Consider the following 24,256-nt stretch of genomic DNA (forward strand, 5'->3'; position numbering starts at 1 on the left):
TATAGTTCCTTTCTTTCAACTAATTTGTTCACTTGTCTACGTAATTAGTGTCCAATAAAGTGTAACCCATCCACCTTATTAGTACATCAAGCATTTATGCAATCAAATCGCTGTTTAAAAGATATTCAAATATTTCATAGTGATTGTGGTAATGAATTTAATAATAAAATTATTGATAAACTTTTACTAGCATTCAATATTACTCGCTCTTTAAGCAAAAAAGGTTGTCCTTATGACAATGCTGTTGCTGAAGCAACTTTTAAAACTTTCAAAACTGAATTTATTAATGATAAAAATTTTAGATCATTAATCCAATTAAAATTAGAATTATTTGATTACATCAATTGATACAACAACATAAGAATCCACAGCACTTTAAACTACTTAACTCCAGTTAATTATCAAAAACAAATGTCTACCAAAAAATAGTCCTAAAAAGTGTTGCCATTCCATGTTTATTTTTATCTCTTTGTTCATATAGAAAAGTTTTTTTTATATGTATAATTTAGTTTTTTAAAATAGTTATAAACTGTTTCTTTAGTCATATTTCCAAATTTATCAATTACTTTTTGAACTGTAACATCTTTATTATCTGCTAAATAATTTTTTAATTCATCTAAATCCTTTATTTTGTGGCTATGTCCTTTTTGATAATTCAAAATTGGTTTTATATGCCCAGTTTCTTTTTTTCTTTTTCTTCATAAAAATAAAGTCTTTCTAGTGATATTGAACACTTTACAAATTTCTTTAATTTTCATATTTTTACTTTCATAAGCTTCTATTACTTTTCTTCGTAAGTCTTCACTGTATGGTTTTGGCATAATTTAATCTTCCTAATCTATTTTAATTATTGCTGAATTGTACTTTTAAATTCAAAAACTGTTTAAATTACATATTATTATTTTACATTATTTATGAGTAAATATTACTTTAGTTAGCTATATATGAAAACTAAAAATGGTCAAAGAATTAAAAGACAAGAATTTATTAATAAAATTTATGAATTTCTTGATTTACAATATATTTATACTAAAAGTAGTTTAGTATTTATTGGTGATGGTGCACCTTGAATTAAAACTACTGCTAAAAAAGAAAATATTCCTTATGTAATTGATAGACATCATGCATTTAAAGCATTGAAAAAAGGATTTATTTTTAATAGAAAAGTAGATAATAAAAAATTAACAAATGCATATGATTTATTTGTTAATGGTGAATATTATCAATTATTAGATTTTTTAAAAGAAAATAATGTAAATGAAGAAATATATAAATATTTTAAAAATAATAAAGAAGGTGTTATAAATCAAAAAGAAAATTGAAATCAAGGAGTATGTGCTGAAAGTGATGTATCACATCTTGTTAAATCTTTAAAAGGATATGGCGCTAAAATTTATAATGATAAAGTACTTGATAATATGCTTATAATTAATTCAGCAAGAATGAATAAATTAAATCTTTTACTTTAATATTTTAAAAACTTAATAAATCTAAACCTAAGTAGTTAGGAATTTTTGATATTTATAATGGTAAAATAATAACTTAAAACACTTGATTATAAATGTAAAAAGGTATATAATATAACCAACAATTAATAATTTAAAGTTGTCTTTTATTTAAAGAAAATTAAATTATAACTATTAACTTTACTCACCCCACTTACTCTATTATACTTCAAAAAATGAAGTTCCTGTATATTCTTGAAATTGATTAGGTATACATTTTGTTCAATGCAGTTTAGCTCCAATTAATAAAGATACTTCAGGTTGAAATTTTGGAAGAAGTGATCCTGGGCCAGCATTAACTGAATTACAAAAAGATTTAGAAATAAATGTTGGTTTGAGTAATATGCCAATTGTTTTAGCTTTTCATTATGGATATGATGATTTTTCAATTGATCAAGAATGATGAAGCAAAGAACAAAGAACTGAATTTGAAAATGCAATTTTAGCAAAATATAATGTTATTTTAATGTTAACTGGACATCAACATTTTGTACCAACCAAATATGATGAAAAAATAATTGCAGTTAATGTTGGTAAAAAAACAATTTATGATGTTTTAAGTGGTACTGCACTTTTTGGTGGTTATTCTGAAATTTCTATAAATAAAACTAACAAAGAAATTACAATTAAACGTCATAACGTACAACAAAATGATGAAATTGTTATTAATAAAAAAATTAAATATTAATTAAAATTAAAAAGTAAGTTTTAATAAAACTTACTTTTTTTAAATATACAATTTTTTTATTTATTATAATTTGGTGCTTCTTTTGTTAGTTCAACATCATGAGGATGTGATTCTCTTAAACCAGCACTTGAAATTTTTACAAATTTAGAATCTTGGATTAAAGATAAAATATTTTTAGCACCAACATAACCCATACCACTTCTAATACCACCAACTAATTGAAAAACAACATCTTGTACTTTACCTTTAAAAGGAACACGTGCTTCAATTCCTTCTGGCACTAATTTTTTAATTCCTTTTTGAAAATAACGATCACTACTACCACGTTTCATGGCAACTAATGAACCCATACCAACATAATTTTTATATTTTTTACCATTGACAATAATTTCCTCACCTGGTGATTCTTCTGTTCCGGCTAAAATGCTACCTAACATTACACAATTGCTACCAGCAGCAATTGCTTTTACAATATCACCAGAATATTTAATACCACCATCAGCAATGACAGTTACGTTTTTATTTTTTGCTCAATTATAAACATCATTAATAGCAGTAATTTGTGGCACACCAACTCCTGCTATTATTCTAGTAGTACAAATGCTACCAGGACCAACACCAACTTTAATACAATTTGCGCCAGCTTCATAAAGTGCTTGTGCTCCAGCTGCAGTACAAATATTTCCGGCAATAATATCTAATTTTGGATAAGTTTTACGAATTATTTTAACTGTTTTTAAAATCCCTAAACTATGACCATGTGCTGAATCAACAACTAATACATCAACTTTTGCTTTAACTAATGCCTCAACTCTTGCTAAAGTGTCTTCACCAACACCAACAGCAGCACCAACTCTTAATCGTCCTTGATCATCTTTACAAGCATTTGGATAATCAATAGCTTTATCAATATCTTTTGTTGTAATTAAACCAATCAATTTATTATTTGAACTAACAATTGGTAGTTTTTCAATTTTATTTTTTAACATAACTTGTTTTGCTTGTTCGATTGTTGTTGTTTTATCACCAACAATTAAATTTTTGGTAGTCATAATATTTTTAACTAATGCATTATCATTATCAAGATATTTCAAATCACGATTAGTAACAATTCCAATTAGTTGATTTTCTTCATTTACAACAGGCAATCCAGAAATTCGATAAGTACTCATAATTGATTTTGCTTCACTAATTAAAGTTTGAACACCAATAGTAATTGGATCAGTAATAAAACCTGACTCATTTCTTTTCACTTTTTGTACTTCTAAAGCTTGTTCAGCAATTGATAAATTTTTATGAATAATGCCAATACCACCAACTCTTGCCATGGCAATTGCTAGATCAGATTCAGTAACTGTATCCATAGCAGCAGATAAAATTGGAATATTTAATTCAATTTTATTTGTTAATTTAGTTTTTAAAGAAACTTGATTTGGTAAAACTTCTGAATATCCTGGAACTAATAATACATCATCAAAAGTAATTCCTTCACATATTATTTTTTGATTTAAATCTTTATTCATAGTTTACTCCCATTCTATAGTACCTGGTGGCTTTGATGTAATATCATAAACTACTCTATTAACACCATCTACTTTATTAATAATCTCATTTGCAACTTCATCTAGAAATTCTCATGGTAAATGTGAACTTGTTGCTGTCATAAAGTCAATTGTATTAACGCTTCTTAAACTAACAACATAATCATAAGTGCGATTATCACCCATTACGCCCACAGTTTTAACTGGTAGCAAAGTGGCAAATGCTTGTGATACTTGATTATATATATTTTTTTCTTTCAATTTGGTAATAAAAATATGATCAACTTCTTGTAAAATTAAACATTTTTCTTTTGTTACTTCTTCTATAACTCTAACTCCTAATCCAGGACCAGGGAAAGGATGACGATTAATTAATGTTTCAGGTAACCCAAGCTTTAAACCAATTTCTCTTACTTCATCTTTAAATAAGGTTTTTAATGGTTCTAACAATTTAAATTGTAAATCAGCAGGTAAACCACCAACATTATGATGAGTTTTAATTGTTTTTGAACTTGCATGTTTACTTGAAGATTCAATAATATCTGGATAAATTGTTCCTTGTGCTAAAAAATCAGCCGTTTTAAATTTTCTTGCTGCTGTTGTAAATACATCAATAAATTGTTTACCAATAATTTTTCTTTTTTCTTCAGCATTTTTAACACCTTTTAAGGCAGTAAAAAAATGTTTACTTGCATCAATCATTTCAAGATTAAGTTTAAAATTTTGTTTATAAATTTCCATGACATCAATTGCTTCATTTTTTCTCAATAAACCTGTATCAACAAAAATGCAAGTTAACTGTTTACCAATTGCCTTAGAAATAATGGCAGCGGCAACTGAAGAATCAACTCCACCACTTAAACCTAAAATAACTTGTTTATCTTGGACTTTATCTTTAATTTCTGAAATTTGATTACTAATAAAATCATCTAAACTTCAATCTTTTGTGCAACTTGCTATTGTAAATAAAAAATTTTCAATTATTTGCTTACCAAATTCTGAATGGGTAACTTCAGCATGAAATTGGATACCATAAATTGGTTTAGTAAAATGTGCAATTGCTGAAATTGAAGAATCAGAATGAGCTATTTGTATAAAATCTTTTGGAATTTTTGTTACATGATCAGCATGACTCATTCATACTTTTGATTGATTAGCAACTTTTTTAAACAATTTATTATTTGGTTGATCAAGATATAAAATTGATTTTCCAAATTCTTGTTCATCTGCTAATTCTACTTTCCCTTTAAAATGATTTGTCAATAATTGCATGCCATAACAAACGCCTAAAATGGCAACTGGTAAATTAAAAATTGCTTGATCAATTTTATAAGCATTTTGTAAATAAACACTTGATGGTCCACCAGATAAAATAATTGCTTTTAAGTTGGGATATGTTTTTATTTTTTGATAACTAATATTAAAAGATAAAACTTCAGTATAAACATTTGCTTCTCTTACTCTTCTTGCTAATAATTGTGTATATTGACTTCCAAAATCTAAAATCAATACTTGTGTATTTATCATTTTTATTCCTCCAAATATAATAGTAATTAAATCATTTTTTGACAAAAAATAAAATAGATTACACTAATAATTATTTTATGATAAATTTTAATTTCTTTAAAATATAATTAAAAAAATTGAAATTAATGATAAGAACATATGAAAAAGAGTAATCATTAATAAATGATTACTCTTAAAAGTTAAATTATATTTTAAAAAAATTAAGTTGTAAGAACCTGTTTAGGATCTTTTTAATAGAATTTAACTAAAACAAGAAATAATCATTTATAAATAGGTACTTAACCAATAATTTATTTTCTTTTTCATTTTTTTGTTAAAAAGATTTTATCATTTGAAAACTTATCGACTAAAAATCTATTTTTTATTATAAAATAACCATTATAATATAAATTTTATTAAAAATTAATCAAAAAAGATCCTAAACAGGTTCTAACTGATCTGGCTTCATTTTCATGAATTTTAATTCGTTCTAATTCTGTTTCGGGTTCATTAAGTAAATATTTTATTGCTTCTTCTTCAGTCATTGGTATGAATTCTTGATCTAATTGATTTTGATAATCTAAATTTGATGCTAAACGTATTTTTAATTTTGGTTGATAATAAATAAAATATCAAATAACAGCAATTGCAATAAACATTCAAAACATTAAGAACTCAATAATAACAGCTATTAATACTTCGCCTCTTTTATTAATCATGTCATTAACCATGCCATAGTTAAAAACAACAAACTGACTAAGCAAAAATAAACCACAAGCAACAAAAATAATTCATTCTCAAATTTTAATTTTAATTTGTTTACGATAACCCATAACACATGTGGCAGCTAATACAAAAATATATACAGCAATAGTAATGTTAGTAGAAAATCCTAGTACTGTATTAAAATCAAAAGGTGCACCAATTAAATCTGGGATTATTAACATAATAATACAAGCAATAATAGTAATAATTAAATTAGCTGTACTAGCACGCATTGCAATATTTTCTTTATTTAATTTGGCTAATTTTTCAGTAATATATCCTTCTTTGGCTAATGGTTGAATCATACCACCAGAATATAAAGAATTTTGCATAGCACCATTTAATTTCAATGATAAAGTAGAAATAACTAGTACAATCATACCAGTAATACCAGCAATTCCTGATATAACATTATTTGGATTATATTCATTAGTAGCTCCAGATCAACCATTTTGGCCATTTGTACCGTCAATAGTAATGGCACCAAATACTAATAGTGATACAGCTAAATAAAAAATAGTTGATAATAATAAAACTATTAAAATACCTTTACCAAAGTTTTTAGTTGGATTTTTAACATTTTTTCCAACAACAATAAAAGTTTCAAAACCAATAAAGAAATAGAAGAATCCACTAAATGCATTATTAATTTTTGGTAAAGTTAAATTAATGTTTTTTGTTCCTTCAGCCGCTTCTGAAAATGCTAAACCTTTATTAGTTACTACCAAAATAATAGTACAAACAATTAAAAACAAAGCAGAACCTCATTTAATAATACCAGAAATATTAACAAATCAACGAAATCCCTTCATTCCAAAATACATGCAACTAGCAACAGCAGCATAAATAAAAATACCAATACTATCAATAATTAAACTTGATCATCGTTCAGGAGCTCAATCAAAAATTTATAATTGATCTAAATTCACTCGAAACATAGAAATAATAGTTACAATAATTGTTGAAGGTAAAGTAATATATTGAATAAAACCAATTATTCACCCTCAAAAACGACCAAAAACTCCACGAACATAAACATAAGCGCCACACCATTAGTGTCATGATAAACACGACTACATTTAGTAAAAGCAAGTGCAGTTCCCGCAGCAATTAAAGCACATAATAAAATAACTCATAGCATATGTAAACCAACGCCACCATTATTTCAATAATAAATGCCAATTAATGCCATTGGAAATGCAATACCACAAGTATAGTTAAAACCAATTCATATTAATTCATTAAGACTAATTTTTTCATTAGACTTACTGCATAACGTTTTTAAGTTTTAATGATAAATTATAAAATCCTGCAATTAAATTAAATCTTAAAAATATTCGTTTTCTACCTTTTCTAAATTTATAACCAATAATTTTAAAACATTTTAAAAATGCAAAAACATGTTCAATTTTTCTGCGAGTTTTATTAATAATCTTATTAAAAATTTTAATTTTACTTGTTTTAGGATTATTTTTACTAGTTTTAATGGGTAAAAATGTATTACTATCAATTTTTTGTAAACCTTGATAACCTTTATCTGCAAGAATTACAGTTTCTGACAAAAATTCTAACTTTGAATTTTTAAAAGTTTTAAAATCATGATTTTTACCAGTATCAGGAAAAATATTTAAAATTTCATTAGTATGTGCATTAATTATGGTTTGAAACTTAACAGTATGCATTCATTTTTTGCCAGAAAATCAATCTTTTTGATTATATTTTGGTCGTTCTGTTTCTACTTCTGTTACATCAATTATCAAAATTTTATTTTTGAATTCTTCTTTTTAAAAAAATATTTTTATTTGTTAAATTATTAAACTTATTATTATTTATTAAAATGTCTTCAATTGAACGAATATTTCGTAAAGCAGTAGTATCAACCATATCATACTCAGCACCAATACTATGATATGTACGATTTTCATATAAATATCTTAAAGTCATTACTAGTCTATCTTCTATTGACATTTTATATGGCCTTCCACCAGTGGTATTTTTTAGATTTTGATGATCTAATAAAATATTTAAAATTTCATTAAAAACTAGTTTATTAATACCAACTATTTTACGAAAATATTGATCCGGTTTATCTTTTAATTCAAAATATGTCATAAAATTTATCCTTAACTATTCAAATTTTATTTTAATAATAACAAAAAAATGAAAAGTTAACTAGTTATGCAGTAAGTCTATTATTAGCACGAGATGATTTTGCTCAAAATTTTAATTTTTTTAAATTAAACATTCAATTAGTAATTCCTTTCAAAAAATAAATTATTTTTAATTATAACTTAAAAAAAATATTTTTATTTTTTAATTATCAAAATTTTATGATATTAGAACAAAAGTAGTTTTAAAGTGATTAGCAAATTAAACAATAAAATATAACAAATTATAATAATATAATTTGTTATATAAAGAATTACTAATTATTTTACTTTTAATTTTCCCTAAATAATGAGTAAAAAAATCTTAATTTCTTCTTATTTAAATTTTGATATTTTTTATAATAATTATCAAAAAAAACATTAAACTTTACGAACTGGACTTTTTACTCAATAAGTTCAATTACCAGTAAAAACATTTAAAAAATCACCTTCATTTAAATATTTTAATCCGTGATTATTTGTTCCTCAAACTTCATCTATCTTACCATTACTATCACGATTTAATGATCATATTCTAATGTTTGCTAATTTATTTGTTTGTGCTCAATTATATAAATCTTTAGCATCTTCTAAAGTAAAATAGTTATTATTAACATCATTAATACCAATCATTGGTGTAATACCTAGTTTTTGATAAACATCAGTAAGTAATAAATTAGATTTTGGAAAATATTGTTTTATTAATTCAAAATATTGGTTAGCAGTACTTTTAATTGCTTGTTTAGCAATATCAAAAAAAGTTAAACCTTTATCAATTACTTCTTGTCCAACAATTTCACCATAATCCATAGCCATAATGTTAATTGTAAATAAATCTTCAACTTTTAAATCTGCTTTTTGATATATTTCTAAAGCTATTTTAATAACATTCTCAATATCTCTACCAACTAGCCCTGTTGGCATTACTGGTAATGTAACACTAAAGTTTCAATTTTGATTATTTCTTTTCATTTTTGTTAATGTAGTAAATAAAACCTTCATTCCATTAATATGATCACTATCAAAGTTTATCCCTTCAATATCTAAGTCTAAATTTAATGGCATATCTTTAGTTTCAAAACCTGCAAATTTAGTAATGCGTTCTTGATACTCAATCAAAGCTGGTTGTAGCATTGCTACTGCTTTATTAATATCTTTATTAGATAGCGTATATGCAACATCTCATGGATTATAACCAACAGCTGAAGCAGCAGCACCATAAGCAACAACAATATTATTAAAACCATCATTCTTTACTAAAGGTTTAAGCACTTCTGGTTTCAATTTATTTTCTACTCAATAATCATATCCGGCGCCCAAAGACTGTCCAGCAGTAGTTAATTCTAACTTATCTTTAATTGCAATTGCTTGCTGAACAAAAGCCAAAATAATAGATTTTAAATCTTTTATTTTATTAAAAACTTTTTTACCATCATGTAATATAATTTCTTTACCATTAATTAAGTCTCTAGGAGTTGTTCCTATTCATAATCCTCCATCATAATAAGGTTGAAATATAGCTAACTAAAGTAATGTTTACTCATATCTTGAAAAACAAAATCAATCGCTTTTTTAATATTTGGTCAATAATTTGGTAATATTTTTCTTATATTATGTTTTATAGCAAATCAAAAATGTTCAATTGGATTTAAATTAGGAGAATATGGCGGAAGAAATAATAGTTTGCATCCAGCATTTTCAATTAATTGTTGTGTTAATTTAGATTTATGAAACGTTGCATTATCTAAAACTATAATTTGTCCACGCTTTAATACTGGAATTAGTTTATTTTTAACATATGATTCAAAAATTTTACTATTGCAATGTCCTTCAAATGCTCATAAGGCTTTTAATTTACCTTTATTTAGTGAACCAATTATACTCATTCTCTTTATTTTATATGCGGGTTTATTATCAAATAATCTTTTACCTTTTTCAGATCAACCATATTTATAAAATTCATTATCATCAATTCCAGATTCATCAATATATACTAAATCTTCATTCATTATTTTAGCTATTTCTTTTAAAAAATCTTCTTGTTTATTTTTATCTCTTTGTTCATATAGAAAAGTTTTTTTTATATGTATAATTTAGTTTTTTAAAATAGTTATAAACTGTTTCTTTAGTCATATTTCCAAATTTATCAATTACTTTTTGAACTGTAACATCTTTATTTTCTGCTAAATAATTTTTTAATTCATCTAAATCCTTTATTTTGTGGCTATGTCCTTTTTGATAATTCAAAATTGGTTTTATATGCCCAGTTTCTTTTTTTCTTTTTCTTCATAAAAATAAAGTCTTTCTAGTGATATTGAACACTTTACAAATTTCTTTAATTTTCATATTTTTACTTTCATAAGCTTCTATTACTTTTCTTCGTAAGTCTTCACTGTATGGTTTTCGCATAATTTAATCTTCCTAATCTATTTTAATTATTGCTGAATTGTACTTTTAAATTCAAAAACTGTTTAAATTACATATTATTATTTTACATTATTTATGAGTAAATATTACTTTAGTTAGCTATAAATTATCAAGCAAATTATTAGGATAGTAACCCATATCTTCTGTTATTATTCTTACTGATTCAAAATCAAATCAATTAAATAGTTTTTCATATAGTACAATTTCTATACGTTCTTTTCTAGAACTATCTGTATATACTTTTTCAATATTCAAAAATTTTTATAAAAACTTTCACCTATACTTTCTATTTCTTTTCATGTTCATGGAAAAGTTGAGCTAATTGCAATATCACTATTATCATAAATATCATCATGATTATATAAAATTTTTATTTTAAATTGAAACCTTTTACCATAACTTCAATCCATATCTTCATAATAGTACCTTATTATAGCTAACTAAAGTAATATTTACTCATAAATAATGTAAAATAATAATATGTAATTTAAACAGTTTTTGAATTTAAAAGTACAATTCAGCAATAATTAAAATAGATTAGGAAGATTAAATTATGCGAAAACCATACAGTGAAGACTTACGAAGAAAAGTAATAGAAGCTTATGAAAGTAAAAATATGAAAATTAAAGAAATTTGTAAAGTGTTCAATATCACTAGAAAGACTTTATTTTTATGAAGAAAAAGAAAAAAAGAAACTGGGCATATAAAACCAATTTTGAATTATCAAAAAGGACATAGCCACAAAATAAAGGATTTAGATGAATTAAAAAATTATTTAGCAGAAAATAAAGATGTTACAGTTCAAAAAGTAATTGATAAATTTGGAAATATGACTAAAGAAACAGTTTATAACTATTTTAAAAAACTAAATTATACATATAAAAAAAACTTTTCTATATGAACAAAGAGATAAAAATAAACAAGAAGATTTTTTAAAAGAAATAGCTAAAATAATGAATGAAGATTTAGTATATATTGATGAATCTGGAATTGATGATAATGAATTTTATAAATATGGTTGATCTGAAAAAGGTAAAAGATTATTTGATAATAAACCCGCATATAAAATAAAGAGAATGAGTATAATTGGTTCACTAAATAAAGGTAAATTAAAAGCCTTATGAGCATTTGAAGGACATTGCAATAGTAAAATTTTTGAATCATATGTTAAAAATAAACTAATTCCAGTATTAAAGCGTGGACAAATTATAGTTTTAGATAATGCAACGTTTCATAAATCTAAATTAACACAACAATTAATTGAAAATGCTGGATGCAAACTATTATTTCTTCCGCCATATTCTCCTAATTTAAATCCAATTGAACATTTTTGATTTGCTATAAAACATAATATAAGAAAAATATTACCAAATTATTGACCAAATATTAAAAAAGCGATTGATTTTGTTTTTCAAGATATGAGTAAACATTACTTTAGTTAGCTATAAATAGTTAGCATGTTGTTTAACTTTATTAGTAACTGATTGACCATCACGATTAGGGTTAACTTCAATTCAATTACGAATTAAACCTTTTCACGCTTCTAAATTTATTTTTATCATAATTACTTTTTTTCCTTTCATTAAAATAATAAGATTTATTAAAATATTAATTTTTCTAAAGTTATTTCAAAATAAAAAATAATTGGCAATTTAGCACCAATTTTAAAATATTATTAGGAAAATTAAATTAAAATAAATCTTAATTCTAATTTTATACTTGAAAAAATTAATATGTAATAAAAAATTTCTTATAAAAAAGTATTTTTTTATAAGAAATTAATTAAAAATACTTAAAAATGTCCAAAAAATAGACATTTTTAATAAAAATAAATTTATACAAATTTTTTAATAGCACTATGATTAGAACTAATAATTCTAATACCACCATGATTTTTATGAAAAGCAACTTGAATTTTATCACCAATTAATTTAGTAATAATACCTTTGCCAAAAATTTCATGAATAATTATATCTCCAACATTTCAATTATTAGTTATTTCAACCTTATCTTTATTATCAGCTTTATAGTAATTAATTTTAGAATGATTACGATTTTGATAAGTTGCTGCCATTTCTTGATGTTCGTTATTAATGATTTTTAAATATTTAAGATCTAAATCTTTTAAGAAACGAGATGGTTGTTTCATACGATCCAAGATATATGAATATCCGCTGGCACTAGATAAAAATAATCATTTTTTTGCCCTAGTAATTGAAACATAAAGAAGTCGTCGTTCTTCTTCAATTTTATCTAAGTTTTCTATACTAGATTTACCTATTCCAGGCAAAATACCTTCATTAATGCCAACTATAAAAACAACATCAAATTCTAAACCTTTAGCACTGTGAATTGTCATTAAATTAACGGCTTTATTAGTACTATTTTCATCTAAATCAGTATATAAACTTACTTCTTGTAAAAATGACGTTAATAATTCTTCGCCTTGTAATTCATTATTACTACTATCATATTCAAGCAATTGTTCTAATAATTGTTGAACATTTTCAATTCTTTCTTTTTCAAGATTATCTTCTAGTTTTTTTAAATAATTAGTTTTATTTAATAAATTTTCAACCATGTTATGTAAAGAAGTAACATCTTTGATATTAGTTTGCATCTCATTAATTAAATTAATTAAAGGTTGTAAATGTTGACGATAATTTTTTGGTAATCCATACTGAAATTTAAATAAGTATTCATTTAAAGTTAGTGATTGTTCATTAGCAAGTAATAATAAGTTATCAATAGCTTTTGGTCCAATTTTAGGTGTTGCATTTAAAATTCTAATCATTGATATATTATCATTTCAAACAATAATTTTTAAATATGCCAAAATGTCTTTAATTTCTTTACGTTCAAAAAATTTATAACCACCAAAAATTTTATAATTTATATTATTATTAATCAAAGCTTGTTCTAAATCTTTTGATAAATAATTATTACGATAAAGAATAGCAATTTTATTCAAATCTAAATGATATTTTAAATGAATTTTTTTAACAGTTGTTGCAACTCAATGTGCTTCTTGATCACTACTACTAGCATGATACATAACAATATCATTACCAAGATCATTTTTAGTAAACAGTTCTTTTTCAATACGTTGAACATTATTTTTAATTAAACTATTAGCTGTATTTAAAATCTTAGTTGTTGAACGATAATTTTGATTTAAAATAAATTTTTGTGTATTAGGAAATTGTTTAGTAAAATTCAATATTAAATTAATATTCGCTCCTCTTCAACTATAAATAGTTTGATCGGGATCACCAACTACAGTAATATTTTTATGATTTTTAGCAAGTGACAATAAAATATTATATTGAATATCATTAGTGTCTTGAAATTCATCAACTAAAATAAAATCAAATTTCTTTTCTCATTTTGTTAAAATATGTGGAAATTCTTTAAATAGACGTTCAACTAATAATAATAAATCATCAAAATCTAAACATGAATTAATAAATTGATATTTTTTATACGATTCAAAAACTTTGATACGTAAAATTCACTCATCTTGATTTTGATAATCAGCTAATAATTCATCTTGAGAAAGATAATTATTTTTTCAGTTAGAAATATTAGAACTTAATAATCTTAACTCCTGCAATTCAGCTTTATGTGAAAATTCTTTTTGAAAAATATCTTTTAATATTTTTCGTTGATCTTCTTGATCAATAATATTAAAATTATTATTAATATTTAAATGATGAATATCTCTTCTTAATATTTTGGCACATAATGCATGATAAGTAACAATATTAACATTAATGTTAATATCATTTAAAAGTTGCATTATTCGTTCTTTCATTTCGCGTGCTGCTTTATTAGTAAAAGTTAATGCCAATATTTTTTCACTAGCAATTTTAATTACATTAATTAAGTAAGCAATCTTATATGTTATAACCCGCGTCTTTCCAACTCCAGCCCCCGCAATAATACGACATGGGCCATCAACATTAATAATTGCTTGTAGTTGTTGTTCATTTAGATTTTCTAAAAGTTTTGTTTTATCCATGTTATTTATCCTTAAGTTAGTAAGAGTATATACTATTAAAGACTATTTATATTTTCTAATTCGTCATCATTAATATTTCCTGGTTGAGAATAAATTAAATTAATATGTGGATCATTAACGTTAGTTGATATCTTCCGTTTATTAGTTGCAAGCCGTTTCTTGTTAATGACAAAAGTTTTATGATTACGATCAAAGAATAGCTGATGATATTTATCAATTTTAGTGACGATCATAATCCCACAATACCAAGCAAAATGAAAACTAACTACAGAACGAATAAGAATATTTAATCAAGAATTTAAAGTACTATTACTATTAATAGTAGCAATATTTTCATTAAAAGTCAATTTAATAAAAAGAATTATTGAAGTGGTTAATAATAGAGGAATAAAAACTAAAAATAGTTCACGATAAAAAAAATGTTTTAACTTTAAATCTTGATTTTTTTCATTTATTAATCTTATTTGAAAAATTAATTTCCCCAAAGTTTGACCCTTACATTTTCATGGGATAATAACAAAATATATAATAACAATAATTATATTAATAATAAAAATAATTATTAATTGTCATGATTCTTGATTACCTTTATTATCTAAATAATGGATTGCTAATCCAATTATTAATTGGATTAAACTAACAAAAATCACGTCAAAAATACGTGTAATAATACGTTTTCATGTTTTAGCTATTATATATGTTTCGGATGTATCTAATTTTTTAATATTCATTTTTTTACTCTCAATATTTTGAATCATCTCTAATATTATTATCTTTAAAATATTTCTTAAAATAAGTACTTAGATCAGGAGCATAAGTGGTAAATTTATCATTTGGATTAATAGTATTAAAATAAGAATTTTTTTTAAAATTTTTAAATTTAAATTCAATAATTTCTTTGACACGATTATATGTTTTTTCAATTAATGCAGGTTTTTTAGAAATACTAATAAATCTTAAAAGAGTATATAGATAGTATCTAACAAAAGCATATTCCAACTCTTCATATAAAACTTTTTTAATTTTATAATTATTATAATAGTTTAAAATATGTATTCATTGATGCATTAGTTCAAAAATATTATCATTTTCCAATGTGTTATTTTTAGACGTTAATAATGTTTCATTAATTGCATAATATGTTTTACAATGTGCTAAAAATGAGTATAAAAATAAACTATCAAATTGGATTTCTTTACGAAATTGTAAATTATATTCATTAATAATACTAACTTTCATGATTTTTGTTGTTAAAACTGGTGTTGTTAAAGCAAAGACTATTTTTCCTTGTGTTGTATTTAAATTATATAATTTATTAACTTCAGTTCTAATTGTTGAATGAAAAACATTATTTATATCAAATTCATAACAAACACAATATTCAATACAATCTAAATCTTTATTATTATCTAAAATTTTATTAACTGTTTCAACAAAATTAACGCTAAGAATTTCAGTTGGATTTAAAATAACTACATATTGTCCGGAAATATATTTAAGGCCAAGATTACGACTAATGGCAATACCTGATACTTGATAATTAGTAATCATTTTTAAATTTTGTGGATATAATTTAAAATATTTACTAAATATCTCCAAATTTTCATTGTTAATGCCATCAACAACAACAACAACTTCAAAATTAGTTTTTTTATTTACAAAAATCTTTGCTAAAAAAGAATCTAAGTGTTCGGATTCAAATGAAGTTGTATATAAAATAAAACTTAGTAGCATAATAAATATTTCCTCCCTTTTATAAATAATTATAACACTTCTTTAACAATTTTAAGTGAAGGTTTATCAAAATTTATTTTTTATTTTTTTGATTACTATTTTTAAGTTTATTTTTAGATTCTAAAGTAGATTTTTCTATATTATCTGTTTCTTTAATAACTTTAACAGTCATATTTTTATGATCAAAAATAGTTTTTAAGTTACCTTCAATAATAACAGTTTCAGTATTATTAGGTTTAATAACGTTTCGCTTTGCGGGCTTGCTAACTTTTTTCTTTTTTTGTCCTTTTAATATTTCTGCTCTTAATAAAGCACGTGTTTTTCTAATTTCAAATTTTTCAAATTTAAAAAGAAATGATTTAATAAACTTTTTATACGAATTAACAAAATATCGAAGTCTTTTCTTGCTTCGAGCATGATTATCATATTTTAATAAAATACAAACATAGTTTAATTCATTTCTTGCTTCTGATTCAATTAATGAATTAAAGAAACTGTGATAATTATGACTTAAGTTATATGGTTGACCAGATATTGGGCTTTTATAAGGAGTAAAACCTAAATTACCAGTAGTTTTATAATACTTAAAATCGGCAACTCGTGTTGTCATTTGTCCCTTAGGATGTTCTGGTGATTTAATTTCTGATATTTTAAAAATATTATTTGTATCAAATTCTAAAAAATAGCAATATACCTTATGAACAAAGTTACCTGCAGGTTTAAAAGCAATATATAAATCTACTTTTGCTTCATAATTTAAATTATCAAAAATACTAACGTATGGTTGATAAAAATCATATTTTTTATCAATAATTTCTCATCCTTGTTTTTTAATAGTAAGTTCAATCTCATCAGCACAAATATTTGGATTTAAAATAATTTTCTTCATTTTCTACTCCTAACTCTAATATTTTCTAAGTCTATTTTATCAAATTATATATAAAGTGTGGGCTAAGAAAATTTTCCACTTTGATTAATAATTAAAGTACTTTTATTTTTACTATTAAACAACTAACAATACATCATAAAATTATCTTTAGACTATATGAATATATCATATATTTCTGCACATAATAAACATTGCCTTTTTGTTCGCTAGTTATTAATTAAATTACACCACTTACTCCTTCCAATTTTGAAAATGTTTCATGGTTATTACAAAAGAAATTTTAATTAATTTATTATTAGAAACATGAGTATTAATTGAAAGCATAGTCCCTTAACTAGCAAAATATGTTATAGTAACATTATTAATAATTTTTTAATACATAAGTTATTTTCTTCTTTTACTTTTTTATGTTTTTTATTTTATAAATTAAGTTCTACATAAATATAATTTATGTAGAACTTAATTTAAGTTTTTTTTGAAAAAATAATATATAATATTCTTTAAAGTATTCTATTTTTATTAGAAAATATTAATAAAAAAGGACACCTAAAATATAATGTTTAATTTTCATCAGTAGTAGTTTTATTTTTTAATGATGAAGAATTATTAACAACTAATTTAATTTTTTTATTTCCAACTTGATTTTTTGCATCTTTATGATCATATCATCAATTAAGCAACAATGATAATGGTACTAAAATAATAATAAATATTAATAAACAACCAATACTTCATAAAATAGTCATTGGATTAGGATTAATAAGAATTTCTCTTAATCCTTTTATTGCATAACTAAATGGTAAAAAATTATACATTACTTGAAAAAACTTGGGTTCTAATTCAACAGGAAAAGTACCACTTGATGAAGAAAGTTGTAATATTAAAAGAATAACAATTAAAAATCTACCTAAATCATGATTACGAAACATGTGAGCAATTGATTGAACAACCAAGTCAAAAATAATTGCTATTAATCACATGTATAAAAACATTTGTCAAAAACGTTGTCATAAATCAATATTATTAAATAATAGTAATAATGAAGTTACTAACATTGTTGACTGAATTAAACCAAAAATAATCATTCATGCTGATTTAGCTAAATAGTTTGATCAAAATTTAGTTTTTGGAATATCTTTATTTCTAATAAAAGTAAAAGTTAATAATAAAGTACCTACTCACATTCCAATACACATGAAATATGGACCTAAACCAAATCCATAAGGAGATTTATCTTGACCTTCAATATTAATATTAAAATTAATAAAGTTAATAGGTGCCAATAAAGTATGATTCATTCAATAATCATGTTCTAAAACTTTAATATGTTTAATATCTCTGTTGCTTGTTACACTATCAATATTAGCATTAAATTGTTCAGCATGAGGACCTAAACCAGGAACAGCAATTGAAAGAATACCATAAATTTCTTTTAAAATTGGTTGTAAATGCTGATAACCTGAATCAGAAGCATCTTTATCTCAATAATCAAATGCTTGATCACTAATAACAACAGGTAAAAACTTACTAAAAATATTATCTTTTAATGCATTTAAAGCAAAATCATTAATTTCACCTAAAATCGGACTAACTTTATATGAAGCTTGTAAACTAATTTTTGGTCTAATAGTAATTTGATTAATAAGATTCCAAATTCTTTCTGGAGTTTTAATATTTTCAATAACTACTTTAAAAGCTTTTTTAAAAAAATCATTAAAATCCTTAGTAAAACAACTATCAATAATAATTTCAGTTAAAAAAGTTTTGTCATTTTGATGTTGATAATAACTTTTTCAATCATTATAATAATAAACAGTAAATGTTTTTTTTCTCATTGTTAATTTGTAAATCATTAATTTTAAATTCATAAGCATCACTACTATTAGGATTTTCATTATCCAAATTTAAATTATGTCTATTAATAACACGATTAATTCCTACTGCAGAACTATCGTTATTAACTAAAGCAATTGGTAAACGATTAATATTTCCCAATGGATTAAAAAAAGCTCATAAAGCAATAAACGCATATAAAAATGGAATAAAACATAGTGCAATACTTTTAATAATTGTTCTTTTATTTTTATAAATGTGTTTAGTCCCCACTGCTTTAAAAACCACTTTAAATTCTTGAATCACAATTTTAAATTTATTTAAAATTTTTAACACTTTGTTACTCCTTAATAGATTATCTTTAATAAATTTAGTTATAATAATATTATAAATACATTTGATAAAAAGGGAGAAAAAAATATTATGTTGCAATTAACAATTAAAGGTAAACCCGTTCATATTAAAAATGAAATAATCAAAGTTGGAGATACTTTATCATTTTCTGCAGTTAATAAAACAATGGAAAATATGAATTTGGAACAATTCACTAATAAATTTAAAATTATTTCTAGTGTACCAAGCATTGATACTAAAACTTGTGCTTTACAAACTATACACTTTAATAAAGAGGCCACTAAATTAAAAGATTTAGTTATCATTACTATTTCCAAAGATTTACCATTTGCTCAAAATCGCTTTTGTGAAAAACTAAAAATGAATAATAATTTTCATATTTGAAGTGATTATCGTAATAATGAAAATAATTTTAGTAATACTACTAATTTATTAATTGATGAAATCCAATTATTAGCACGTACTATTATCATTGTTGATAAAAATAACAAAGTTATATATTTACAAATTGTTAAAGAAGTAACATTAGAACCAAACTATGATGAAGTTCTAAAATTTATTAAAACTTTAACATAAAAAAAGTTAGGTAATATTTTTAAAATAAGTATTACCTAACTTTTTTTTATTTATCAGTAGACTTTTAAAAAACTATTTATTTTGAAAATGAAATATGTTTTTTTGATTGCTGATCTTTTTTAGCACTATCTGCTTTTTCCTTTTCACGTGCTGCTTTCTCAGCTTTTTGTGCTAGTCTTTCTTTCATATCTTTAGCTCTTTGCATAGCTGATTTAGTGAGTATTTTATCTACTTTTTCTTTTTCTTTTTCATCCATAATGTGTCTCCTTTTTTAAATTATAAACTTGCTCTTCTCATATTTTTAACTGGTGATTTCTTTCTAATATCTTCTTTTTCAAGATTATCATTTTTTTCAGGATTTTCAAATAAATTTCTTACATTTTCCATTATTTTTTCTTCTTGAAATTCTTCTCATACTTGTTTTGGTTTATAAAAAAAACCATCACACATATGCTTTTTAGTTGCATCACTTTCATTAAAAACTTCTTTTATTTTGCTGATATCTCTAGGTTTTAAATTTTCTGAAAATTTAACTGTTTCATTTCAATTTTCATTTCATTGTTGAACTTTTTGAGCATAAATTTTTGAAAATTCTTGAGTTTTTACATCTTGTTTATTTTTTTCAAATTTTTTACTTAATTCTTTTTGAATATTTTCAAATGTTTTACTTTTATTACTATCTCAAATTTTACCAAAACTTTTTGCAAATGCCTGTACTTTTGCTTCACGCGTTAAACTTAAAAATCATTGTTTTGATTTTGTCTTTCCTTTTCTTAATTCTTTTTGTAATTGTAAATCTTTTTTACGTTTTCAATTAGGTAATAATCATGCTTTTATTTTGTCTTTATATGTTTCTCATGCTATAACAGTTCCACCAACGATAGCTCCACAAGTTAAAGCAATTAGTGCTCCTGCAACAAGTGGTGGTACAAGAGGAGTTATTAATGGACCAACAACTAAACCACTTAAAAGACCAATACCAGCTCAAGCAACTAAAAACATTGTTACTTTTGATATTTTTCATAAAATTTTTCTAAATTTTGAATCTTTTATACTAGTGTCTCACTCTTCTGTTTGTCCTTGATTGACACTATTAATAAAATCTAAAAATGGCATTCTAACAATAGTTGTTGTATCATTTTCAGTTAATTTAATAAATTTCTTATTGTTTGAAATTTCATTTTCATTAAATTCATTGAAGAATTGATCACTACTTAAATGTCTAATTTGTTGAACAACTTCATCTTTTTCAAGATAAATTAGTTGTTGTCAAACTTCTTCTTTTTCATCATCATGTAATTCTAATAATAAAACAGGTTTATTATTAATTTCTATTATTTCATCATAAATAAAATAATTCCGATTATTTTCTTCAATAATTGTTTTAAATTGACAATGTTTTATATTTTCATCTTCATTTTCTTCACTTTCAAATAGAAAAGTTTTACCATTATGTCAATTTTCATCATTTTCTTTAAATTTTGTAGAAATAGCATTTTTATCATCTTTATCATTAAATTCTGCTTCAATAATAGGTGTTGTTGGTCACATTTTAGTATCTCCTTTTAATTAAAAAACCCATTTACTTTAAAATAAAGGAATGGGTAAAAAACTTGTATGTTTAATAACTATATTTTATCAAATATTATATAATTTACAATATTTTTCATAAATTAATAAATATTAATTTATGAAAAATATCTATTGTCAGTAAGTATTATTAAACATAATAACTAAGATTTTAATTATTTTAATTTATGGATATTTTTTAAATTTATAAATGTTATTTAATTTTTCTAAATAACCTTTAATTTCAATATATTTCTTTTTAAAATAAAATGGGAGCGTACCGATGTTATCAATAAGATTCAAATTTGTCTTAAAATTATAAAGTTAGACGAGAATAATTTTGACTTCAATATGCAATTGTATGTTAATCTTAACACTTGAAAAATATTAGTCAACAATAATACTTACTTTTATAATTCAAAAATTCTTATTAAAGCATCTTTAATAAGTTTTATTTTATTTTTGGTTTTTTTAAAATTTTAATTTTAATTTATAATAATTGTATGGCTGTATTTATTTGATAGCATTTAAAATTAACCATTTTTGTATACATATCAATGTTATAGGTTCTATCACCAATCATATGCTTTAAAATTTGTTTAATATTGGTTTCAGTAAAGCAACCAATATTTTCAACTAATGCTTGGTTTAATACTGATTTGGTTGCAATAGTATTTTAGGGATATTTGCTTTTGGTAATTCAAATTTTTGATATGTTCTACAAACTGTACTATTACTTATTAAATCTTCAATAAAAGTATCACAAACATCACGATATTTTTTATCATCAGCAAAATATTTTAAAATTTGTTTAATAACATCTGGTGCTAATTTACTATACTTTTTAACACCAAGATAGTTATCTAGCAATGAAACAAATTCCTTTTTTTGTGTTTTTGGGTTATAATGTATACAAATACGTCGTTTATAATTTAATAAACCTTTTTTTTGTTTTTAATTTTCTTTTTCTAAATCTATATGATTTATATTCAGATTTATCACATATGCTTCATAAATAATCATCTATTTTTGCAAATAATTCTTCTGTTTGTTGTAAATTTAATTCATCTTGATTAAAATAGTGTTTGTTTCAATCAAAATAATTAGGAAATGGTAATATAAACATTTTTAATTTTCCTTTCTTTTAAATAATTTAATTTTAACTTATATATGTTAATAAGGAGTAAATATTACTTTAGTTAGCTATAGATGATATAGTGGTTGATACATTGGTTATGGAGTTAGTCATAATAAATGATTAAAAGCAATTGCATTTGCTCCTCCAGTTGTTCAACAAGTAATTAGAGATAGTTTTAAAGTTTATAGAGAAATATTTAGAATAATAAGAACTTATCATAAAGTAGTAAATGTTATTAATAATCCTATTGAAAATATTAATAAATCATTTAAAAGTGTTGGTTTAAAATTTTCAGTTAATACTTTATTTGGTACTGGACTATTACATCATTTAGAAAAATTTGCATATAGTCAAGTTATAGAAAAAGGTAAAAAGAAATTACAAAAAGAAGTTATTCATATTACACATAAAAAAACTAAAACAAAAACTAAGCATTATAAAAAAGCATTTTTTAAGGAATGATAAATTATGATTAATAAACTTTGAACTGATGTCAGTCTTGAAAATTATAATAACTGATATCCATTAACTGGAAAAATTACAGAAACGCCACAGCAATACATACAAACATGGCCTAATGTTAATGATTGATTTAAAACTTTTGCTATTCGTGCTCAAAATGATATTAATGCTTATCTTGATTTTATTTTATCTAAATTTCCTTTTGATAGTTTTAAAGATGAATTAATTAAAGAAACATTAAGAGATATGGTTTATGTTATGGTTGAACATTGAGTATTTAATCGTACACCAATTGAATTTAATGTTGATGCAACTATTCAATTTAATAATGGTAATCAATTTAGTGCAAATAGTACTCCTACAATTAATGTTTGAGATTTAGCACCTAGTAGAATGAAAATATGGGCAAGACTAACAGAATTAAAACAAATATTTTCAAGTTATAATGATGATGAAATAGATGTTAAAAAAATTGACTTAAAAGCATTTTATACTAGAAATCAAGTTGATGAATTAATTAAAGAACAAAAAGAATTTACATTATTAAAACAAATTAAATTATATGATGATTTAATTGATGATAATGAAAATGAAATATAGCTAACTAAAGTAATATTTACTCATAAATAATGTAAAATAATAATATGTAATTTAAACAGTTTTTGAATTTAAAAGTACAATTCAGCAATAATTAAAATAGATTAGGAAGATTAAATTATGCCAAAACCATACAGTGAAGACTTACGAAGAAAAGTAATAGAAGCTTATGAAAGTAAAAATATGAAAATTAAAGAAATTTGTAAAGTGTTCAATATCACTAGAAAGACTTTATTTTTATGAAGAAAAAGAAAAAAAGAAACTGGGCATATAAAACCAATTTTGAATTATCAAAAAGGACATAGCCACAAAATAAAGGATTTAGATGAATTAAAAAATTATTTAGCAGAAAATAAAGATGTTACAGTTCAAAAAGTAATTGATAAATTTGGAAATATGACTAAAGAAACAGTTTATAACTATTTTAAAAAACTAAATTATACATATAAAAAAAACTTTTCTATATGAACAAAGAGATAAAAATAAACAAGAAGATTTTTTAAA

General features: G+C 23.1%; 27 protein-coding genes and 1 pseudogene. 8 read left to right on the forward strand and 20 right to left on the reverse strand.

Annotation, left to right across the window (positions count from 1 at the left end; all coding sequences use genetic code 4):
• Positions 1-78: 78 nt before the first annotated feature.
• A pseudogene (locus tag ACQH26_RS06750) lies at positions 79-429 on the forward strand (IS3 family transposase); the annotation flags it as partial.
• Positions 430-461: 32 nt separating this feature from the next.
• Here ACQH26_RS06750 and ACQH26_RS06755 read toward each other — a convergent pair.
• Positions 462-821, reverse strand: a complete 360-nt coding sequence (locus ACQH26_RS06755; RefSeq protein WP_425382031.1) for a helix-turn-helix domain-containing protein — start codon at positions 819-821, stop codon at positions 462-464.
• 123 nt (positions 822-944) lie between these two features.
• Between ACQH26_RS06755 and ACQH26_RS06760 the strand changes: the two genes are divergently transcribed.
• Positions 945-1,469 carry a hypothetical protein gene (locus ACQH26_RS06760; RefSeq protein ID WP_425382032.1) on the forward strand — a complete coding sequence of 175 codons (525 nt, stop codon included), beginning with the start codon at positions 945-947 and terminating at the stop codon, positions 1,467-1,469.
• A gap of 379 nt (positions 1,470-1,848) precedes the next feature.
• A complete protein-coding gene (locus ACQH26_RS06765) occupies positions 1,849-2,193 on the forward strand; it encodes a hypothetical protein (RefSeq protein WP_425382033.1) in 345 nt (114 codons plus the stop codon).
• 56 nt (positions 2,194-2,249) lie between these two features.
• Here ACQH26_RS06765 and guaB read toward each other — a convergent pair whose 3' ends face one another.
• The 9 genes from guaB to ACQH26_RS06810 form a co-directional block, all read right to left on the reverse strand.
• Entirely contained in the window at positions 2,250-3,716 is a 1,467-nt protein-coding gene (gene guaB, locus ACQH26_RS06770) for an IMP dehydrogenase (RefSeq protein ID WP_425382034.1), read from the reverse strand.
• Positions 3,717-3,719: 3 nt separating this feature from the next.
• Positions 3,720-5,261 carry a glutamine-hydrolyzing GMP synthase gene (guaA, locus tag ACQH26_RS06775; RefSeq protein WP_425382035.1) on the reverse strand — a complete coding sequence of 514 codons (1,542 nt, stop codon included), beginning with the start codon at positions 5,259-5,261 and terminating at the stop codon, positions 3,720-3,722.
• Positions 5,262-5,656: 395 nt separating this feature from the next.
• Positions 5,657-6,817 (reverse strand): amino acid permease, encoded by a 1,161-nt coding sequence (locus ACQH26_RS06780; RefSeq protein WP_425382036.1) that lies wholly within the window; start codon positions 6,815-6,817, stop codon positions 5,657-5,659.
• A gap of 182 nt (positions 6,818-6,999) precedes the next feature.
• Positions 7,000-7,197 carry a hypothetical protein gene (locus ACQH26_RS06785; RefSeq protein WP_425382037.1) on the reverse strand — a complete coding sequence of 66 codons (198 nt, stop codon included), beginning with the start codon at positions 7,195-7,197 and terminating at the stop codon, positions 7,000-7,002.
• A gap of 73 nt (positions 7,198-7,270) precedes the next feature.
• Positions 7,271-7,765: a transposase family protein gene (locus ACQH26_RS06790; RefSeq protein ID WP_425382027.1), complete on the reverse strand. Its 495-nt coding sequence runs from the start codon at positions 7,763-7,765 to the stop codon at positions 7,271-7,273.
• 4 nt (positions 7,766-7,769) lie between these two features.
• Complete coding sequence (locus ACQH26_RS06795; RefSeq protein ID WP_425381897.1) at positions 7,770-8,117, reverse strand: transposase family protein; 348 nt, start codon at positions 8,115-8,117, stop codon at positions 7,770-7,772.
• Positions 8,118-8,533: 416 nt separating this feature from the next.
• Positions 8,534-9,538 (reverse strand): hypothetical protein, encoded by a 1,005-nt coding sequence (locus ACQH26_RS06800; RefSeq protein ID WP_425382038.1) that lies wholly within the window; start codon positions 9,536-9,538, stop codon positions 8,534-8,536.
• Between the two features lie 134 nt (positions 9,539-9,672).
• Positions 9,673-10,161, reverse strand: coding sequence for an IS630 family transposase (locus ACQH26_RS06805; RefSeq protein WP_425381862.1), 489 nt, complete (start codon positions 10,159-10,161; stop codon positions 9,673-9,675).
• 40 nt (positions 10,162-10,201) lie between these two features.
• Positions 10,202-10,561: an IS630 transposase-related protein gene (locus tag ACQH26_RS06810; RefSeq protein WP_425382039.1), complete on the reverse strand. Its 360-nt coding sequence runs from the start codon at positions 10,559-10,561 to the stop codon at positions 10,202-10,204.
• A 571-nt stretch (positions 10,562-11,132) separates the two neighbouring features.
• Here ACQH26_RS06810 and ACQH26_RS06815 point away from each other — a divergent pair.
• Complete coding sequence (locus tag ACQH26_RS06815; protein WP_425382039.1) at positions 11,133-11,492, forward strand: IS630 transposase-related protein; 360 nt, start codon at positions 11,133-11,135, stop codon at positions 11,490-11,492.
• Between the two features lie 40 nt (positions 11,493-11,532).
• Positions 11,533-12,021, forward strand: a complete 489-nt coding sequence (locus ACQH26_RS06820) for an IS630 family transposase (protein ID WP_425381862.1) — start codon at positions 11,533-11,535, stop codon at positions 12,019-12,021.
• 392 nt (positions 12,022-12,413) lie between these two features.
• Here ACQH26_RS06820 and ACQH26_RS06825 read toward each other — a convergent pair whose 3' ends face one another.
• The 6 genes from ACQH26_RS06825 to ACQH26_RS06850 all read right to left on the reverse strand — a co-directional run bounded on the left by ACQH26_RS06825 (position 12,414) and on the right by ACQH26_RS06850 (position 19,392).
• Entirely contained in the window at positions 12,414-14,600 is a 2,187-nt protein-coding gene (locus tag ACQH26_RS06825; RefSeq protein ID WP_425382040.1) for an ATP-dependent helicase, read from the reverse strand.
• A gap of 35 nt (positions 14,601-14,635) precedes the next feature.
• Positions 14,636-15,331, reverse strand: coding sequence for an RDD family protein (locus ACQH26_RS06830; RefSeq protein ID WP_425382041.1), 696 nt, complete (start codon positions 15,329-15,331; stop codon positions 14,636-14,638).
• A 4-nt stretch (positions 15,332-15,335) separates the two neighbouring features.
• A complete protein-coding gene (locus ACQH26_RS06835) occupies positions 15,336-16,334 on the reverse strand; it encodes a glycosyltransferase family A protein (RefSeq protein WP_425382042.1) in 999 nt (332 codons plus the stop codon).
• Positions 16,335-16,407: 73 nt separating this feature from the next.
• Positions 16,408-17,223, reverse strand: a complete 816-nt coding sequence (locus tag ACQH26_RS06840) for a hypothetical protein (protein ID WP_425382043.1) — start codon at positions 17,221-17,223, stop codon at positions 16,408-16,410.
• 560 nt (positions 17,224-17,783) lie between these two features.
• Entirely contained in the window at positions 17,784-19,058 is a 1,275-nt protein-coding gene (locus tag ACQH26_RS06845) for a YhgE/Pip family protein (RefSeq protein ID WP_425382044.1), read from the reverse strand.
• A complete protein-coding gene (locus ACQH26_RS06850) occupies positions 19,024-19,392 on the reverse strand; it encodes a hypothetical protein (protein ID WP_425382045.1) in 369 nt (122 codons plus the stop codon). The genes ACQH26_RS06845 and ACQH26_RS06850 overlap by 35 nt, the downstream gene beginning before the upstream one ends.
• Positions 19,393-19,479: 87 nt before the next feature.
• Here ACQH26_RS06850 and tpx point away from each other — a divergent pair, with 87 nt between their 5' ends.
• The gene (gene tpx / locus ACQH26_RS06855; RefSeq protein ID WP_425382046.1) at positions 19,480-19,986 is read left to right on the forward strand and encodes a thiol peroxidase; all 507 of its coding nucleotides are present in this window, start codon (positions 19,480-19,482) and stop codon (positions 19,984-19,986) included.
• A 76-nt stretch (positions 19,987-20,062) separates the two neighbouring features.
• On the opposite strand, the gene ACQH26_RS06860 is transcribed toward tpx, so the two are convergent.
• The 4 genes from ACQH26_RS06860 to ACQH26_RS06875 all read right to left on the reverse strand — a co-directional run bounded on the left by ACQH26_RS06860 (position 20,063) and on the right by ACQH26_RS06875 (position 22,681).
• On the reverse strand, positions 20,063-20,242 hold the full coding sequence (locus ACQH26_RS06860) for a hypothetical protein (RefSeq protein WP_425382047.1): 180 nt from the start codon (positions 20,240-20,242) through the stop codon (positions 20,063-20,065).
• Between the two features lie 20 nt (positions 20,243-20,262).
• Complete coding sequence (locus ACQH26_RS06865; protein WP_425382048.1) at positions 20,263-21,537, reverse strand: hypothetical protein; 1,275 nt, start codon at positions 21,535-21,537, stop codon at positions 20,263-20,265.
• Positions 21,538-22,203: 666 nt separating this feature from the next.
• Complete coding sequence (locus ACQH26_RS06870) at positions 22,204-22,425, reverse strand: hypothetical protein (protein ID WP_425382049.1); 222 nt, start codon at positions 22,423-22,425, stop codon at positions 22,204-22,206.
• Between the two features lie 55 nt (positions 22,426-22,480).
• Entirely contained in the window at positions 22,481-22,681 is a 201-nt protein-coding gene (locus tag ACQH26_RS06875) for a hypothetical protein (protein ID WP_425382050.1), read from the reverse strand.
• 480 nt (positions 22,682-23,161) lie between these two features.
• Between ACQH26_RS06875 and ACQH26_RS06880 the strand changes: the two genes are divergently transcribed.
• Positions 23,162-23,755, forward strand: a complete 594-nt coding sequence (locus ACQH26_RS06880) for a hypothetical protein (protein WP_425382051.1) — start codon at positions 23,162-23,164, stop codon at positions 23,753-23,755.
• A 117-nt stretch (positions 23,756-23,872) separates the two neighbouring features.
• Complete coding sequence (locus tag ACQH26_RS06885; RefSeq protein WP_425381863.1) at positions 23,873-24,232, forward strand: helix-turn-helix domain-containing protein; 360 nt, start codon at positions 23,873-23,875, stop codon at positions 24,230-24,232.
• Positions 24,233-24,256: the final 24 nt, after the last annotated feature.

The sequence above is a fragment of the Spiroplasma endosymbiont of Melieria omissa genome (genome assembly GCF_964031175.1).
Taxonomy (GTDB): domain Bacteria; phylum Bacillota_I; class Bacilli_A; order Mycoplasmatales; family VBWQ01; genus Spiroplasma_E; species Spiroplasma_E ixodetis_A.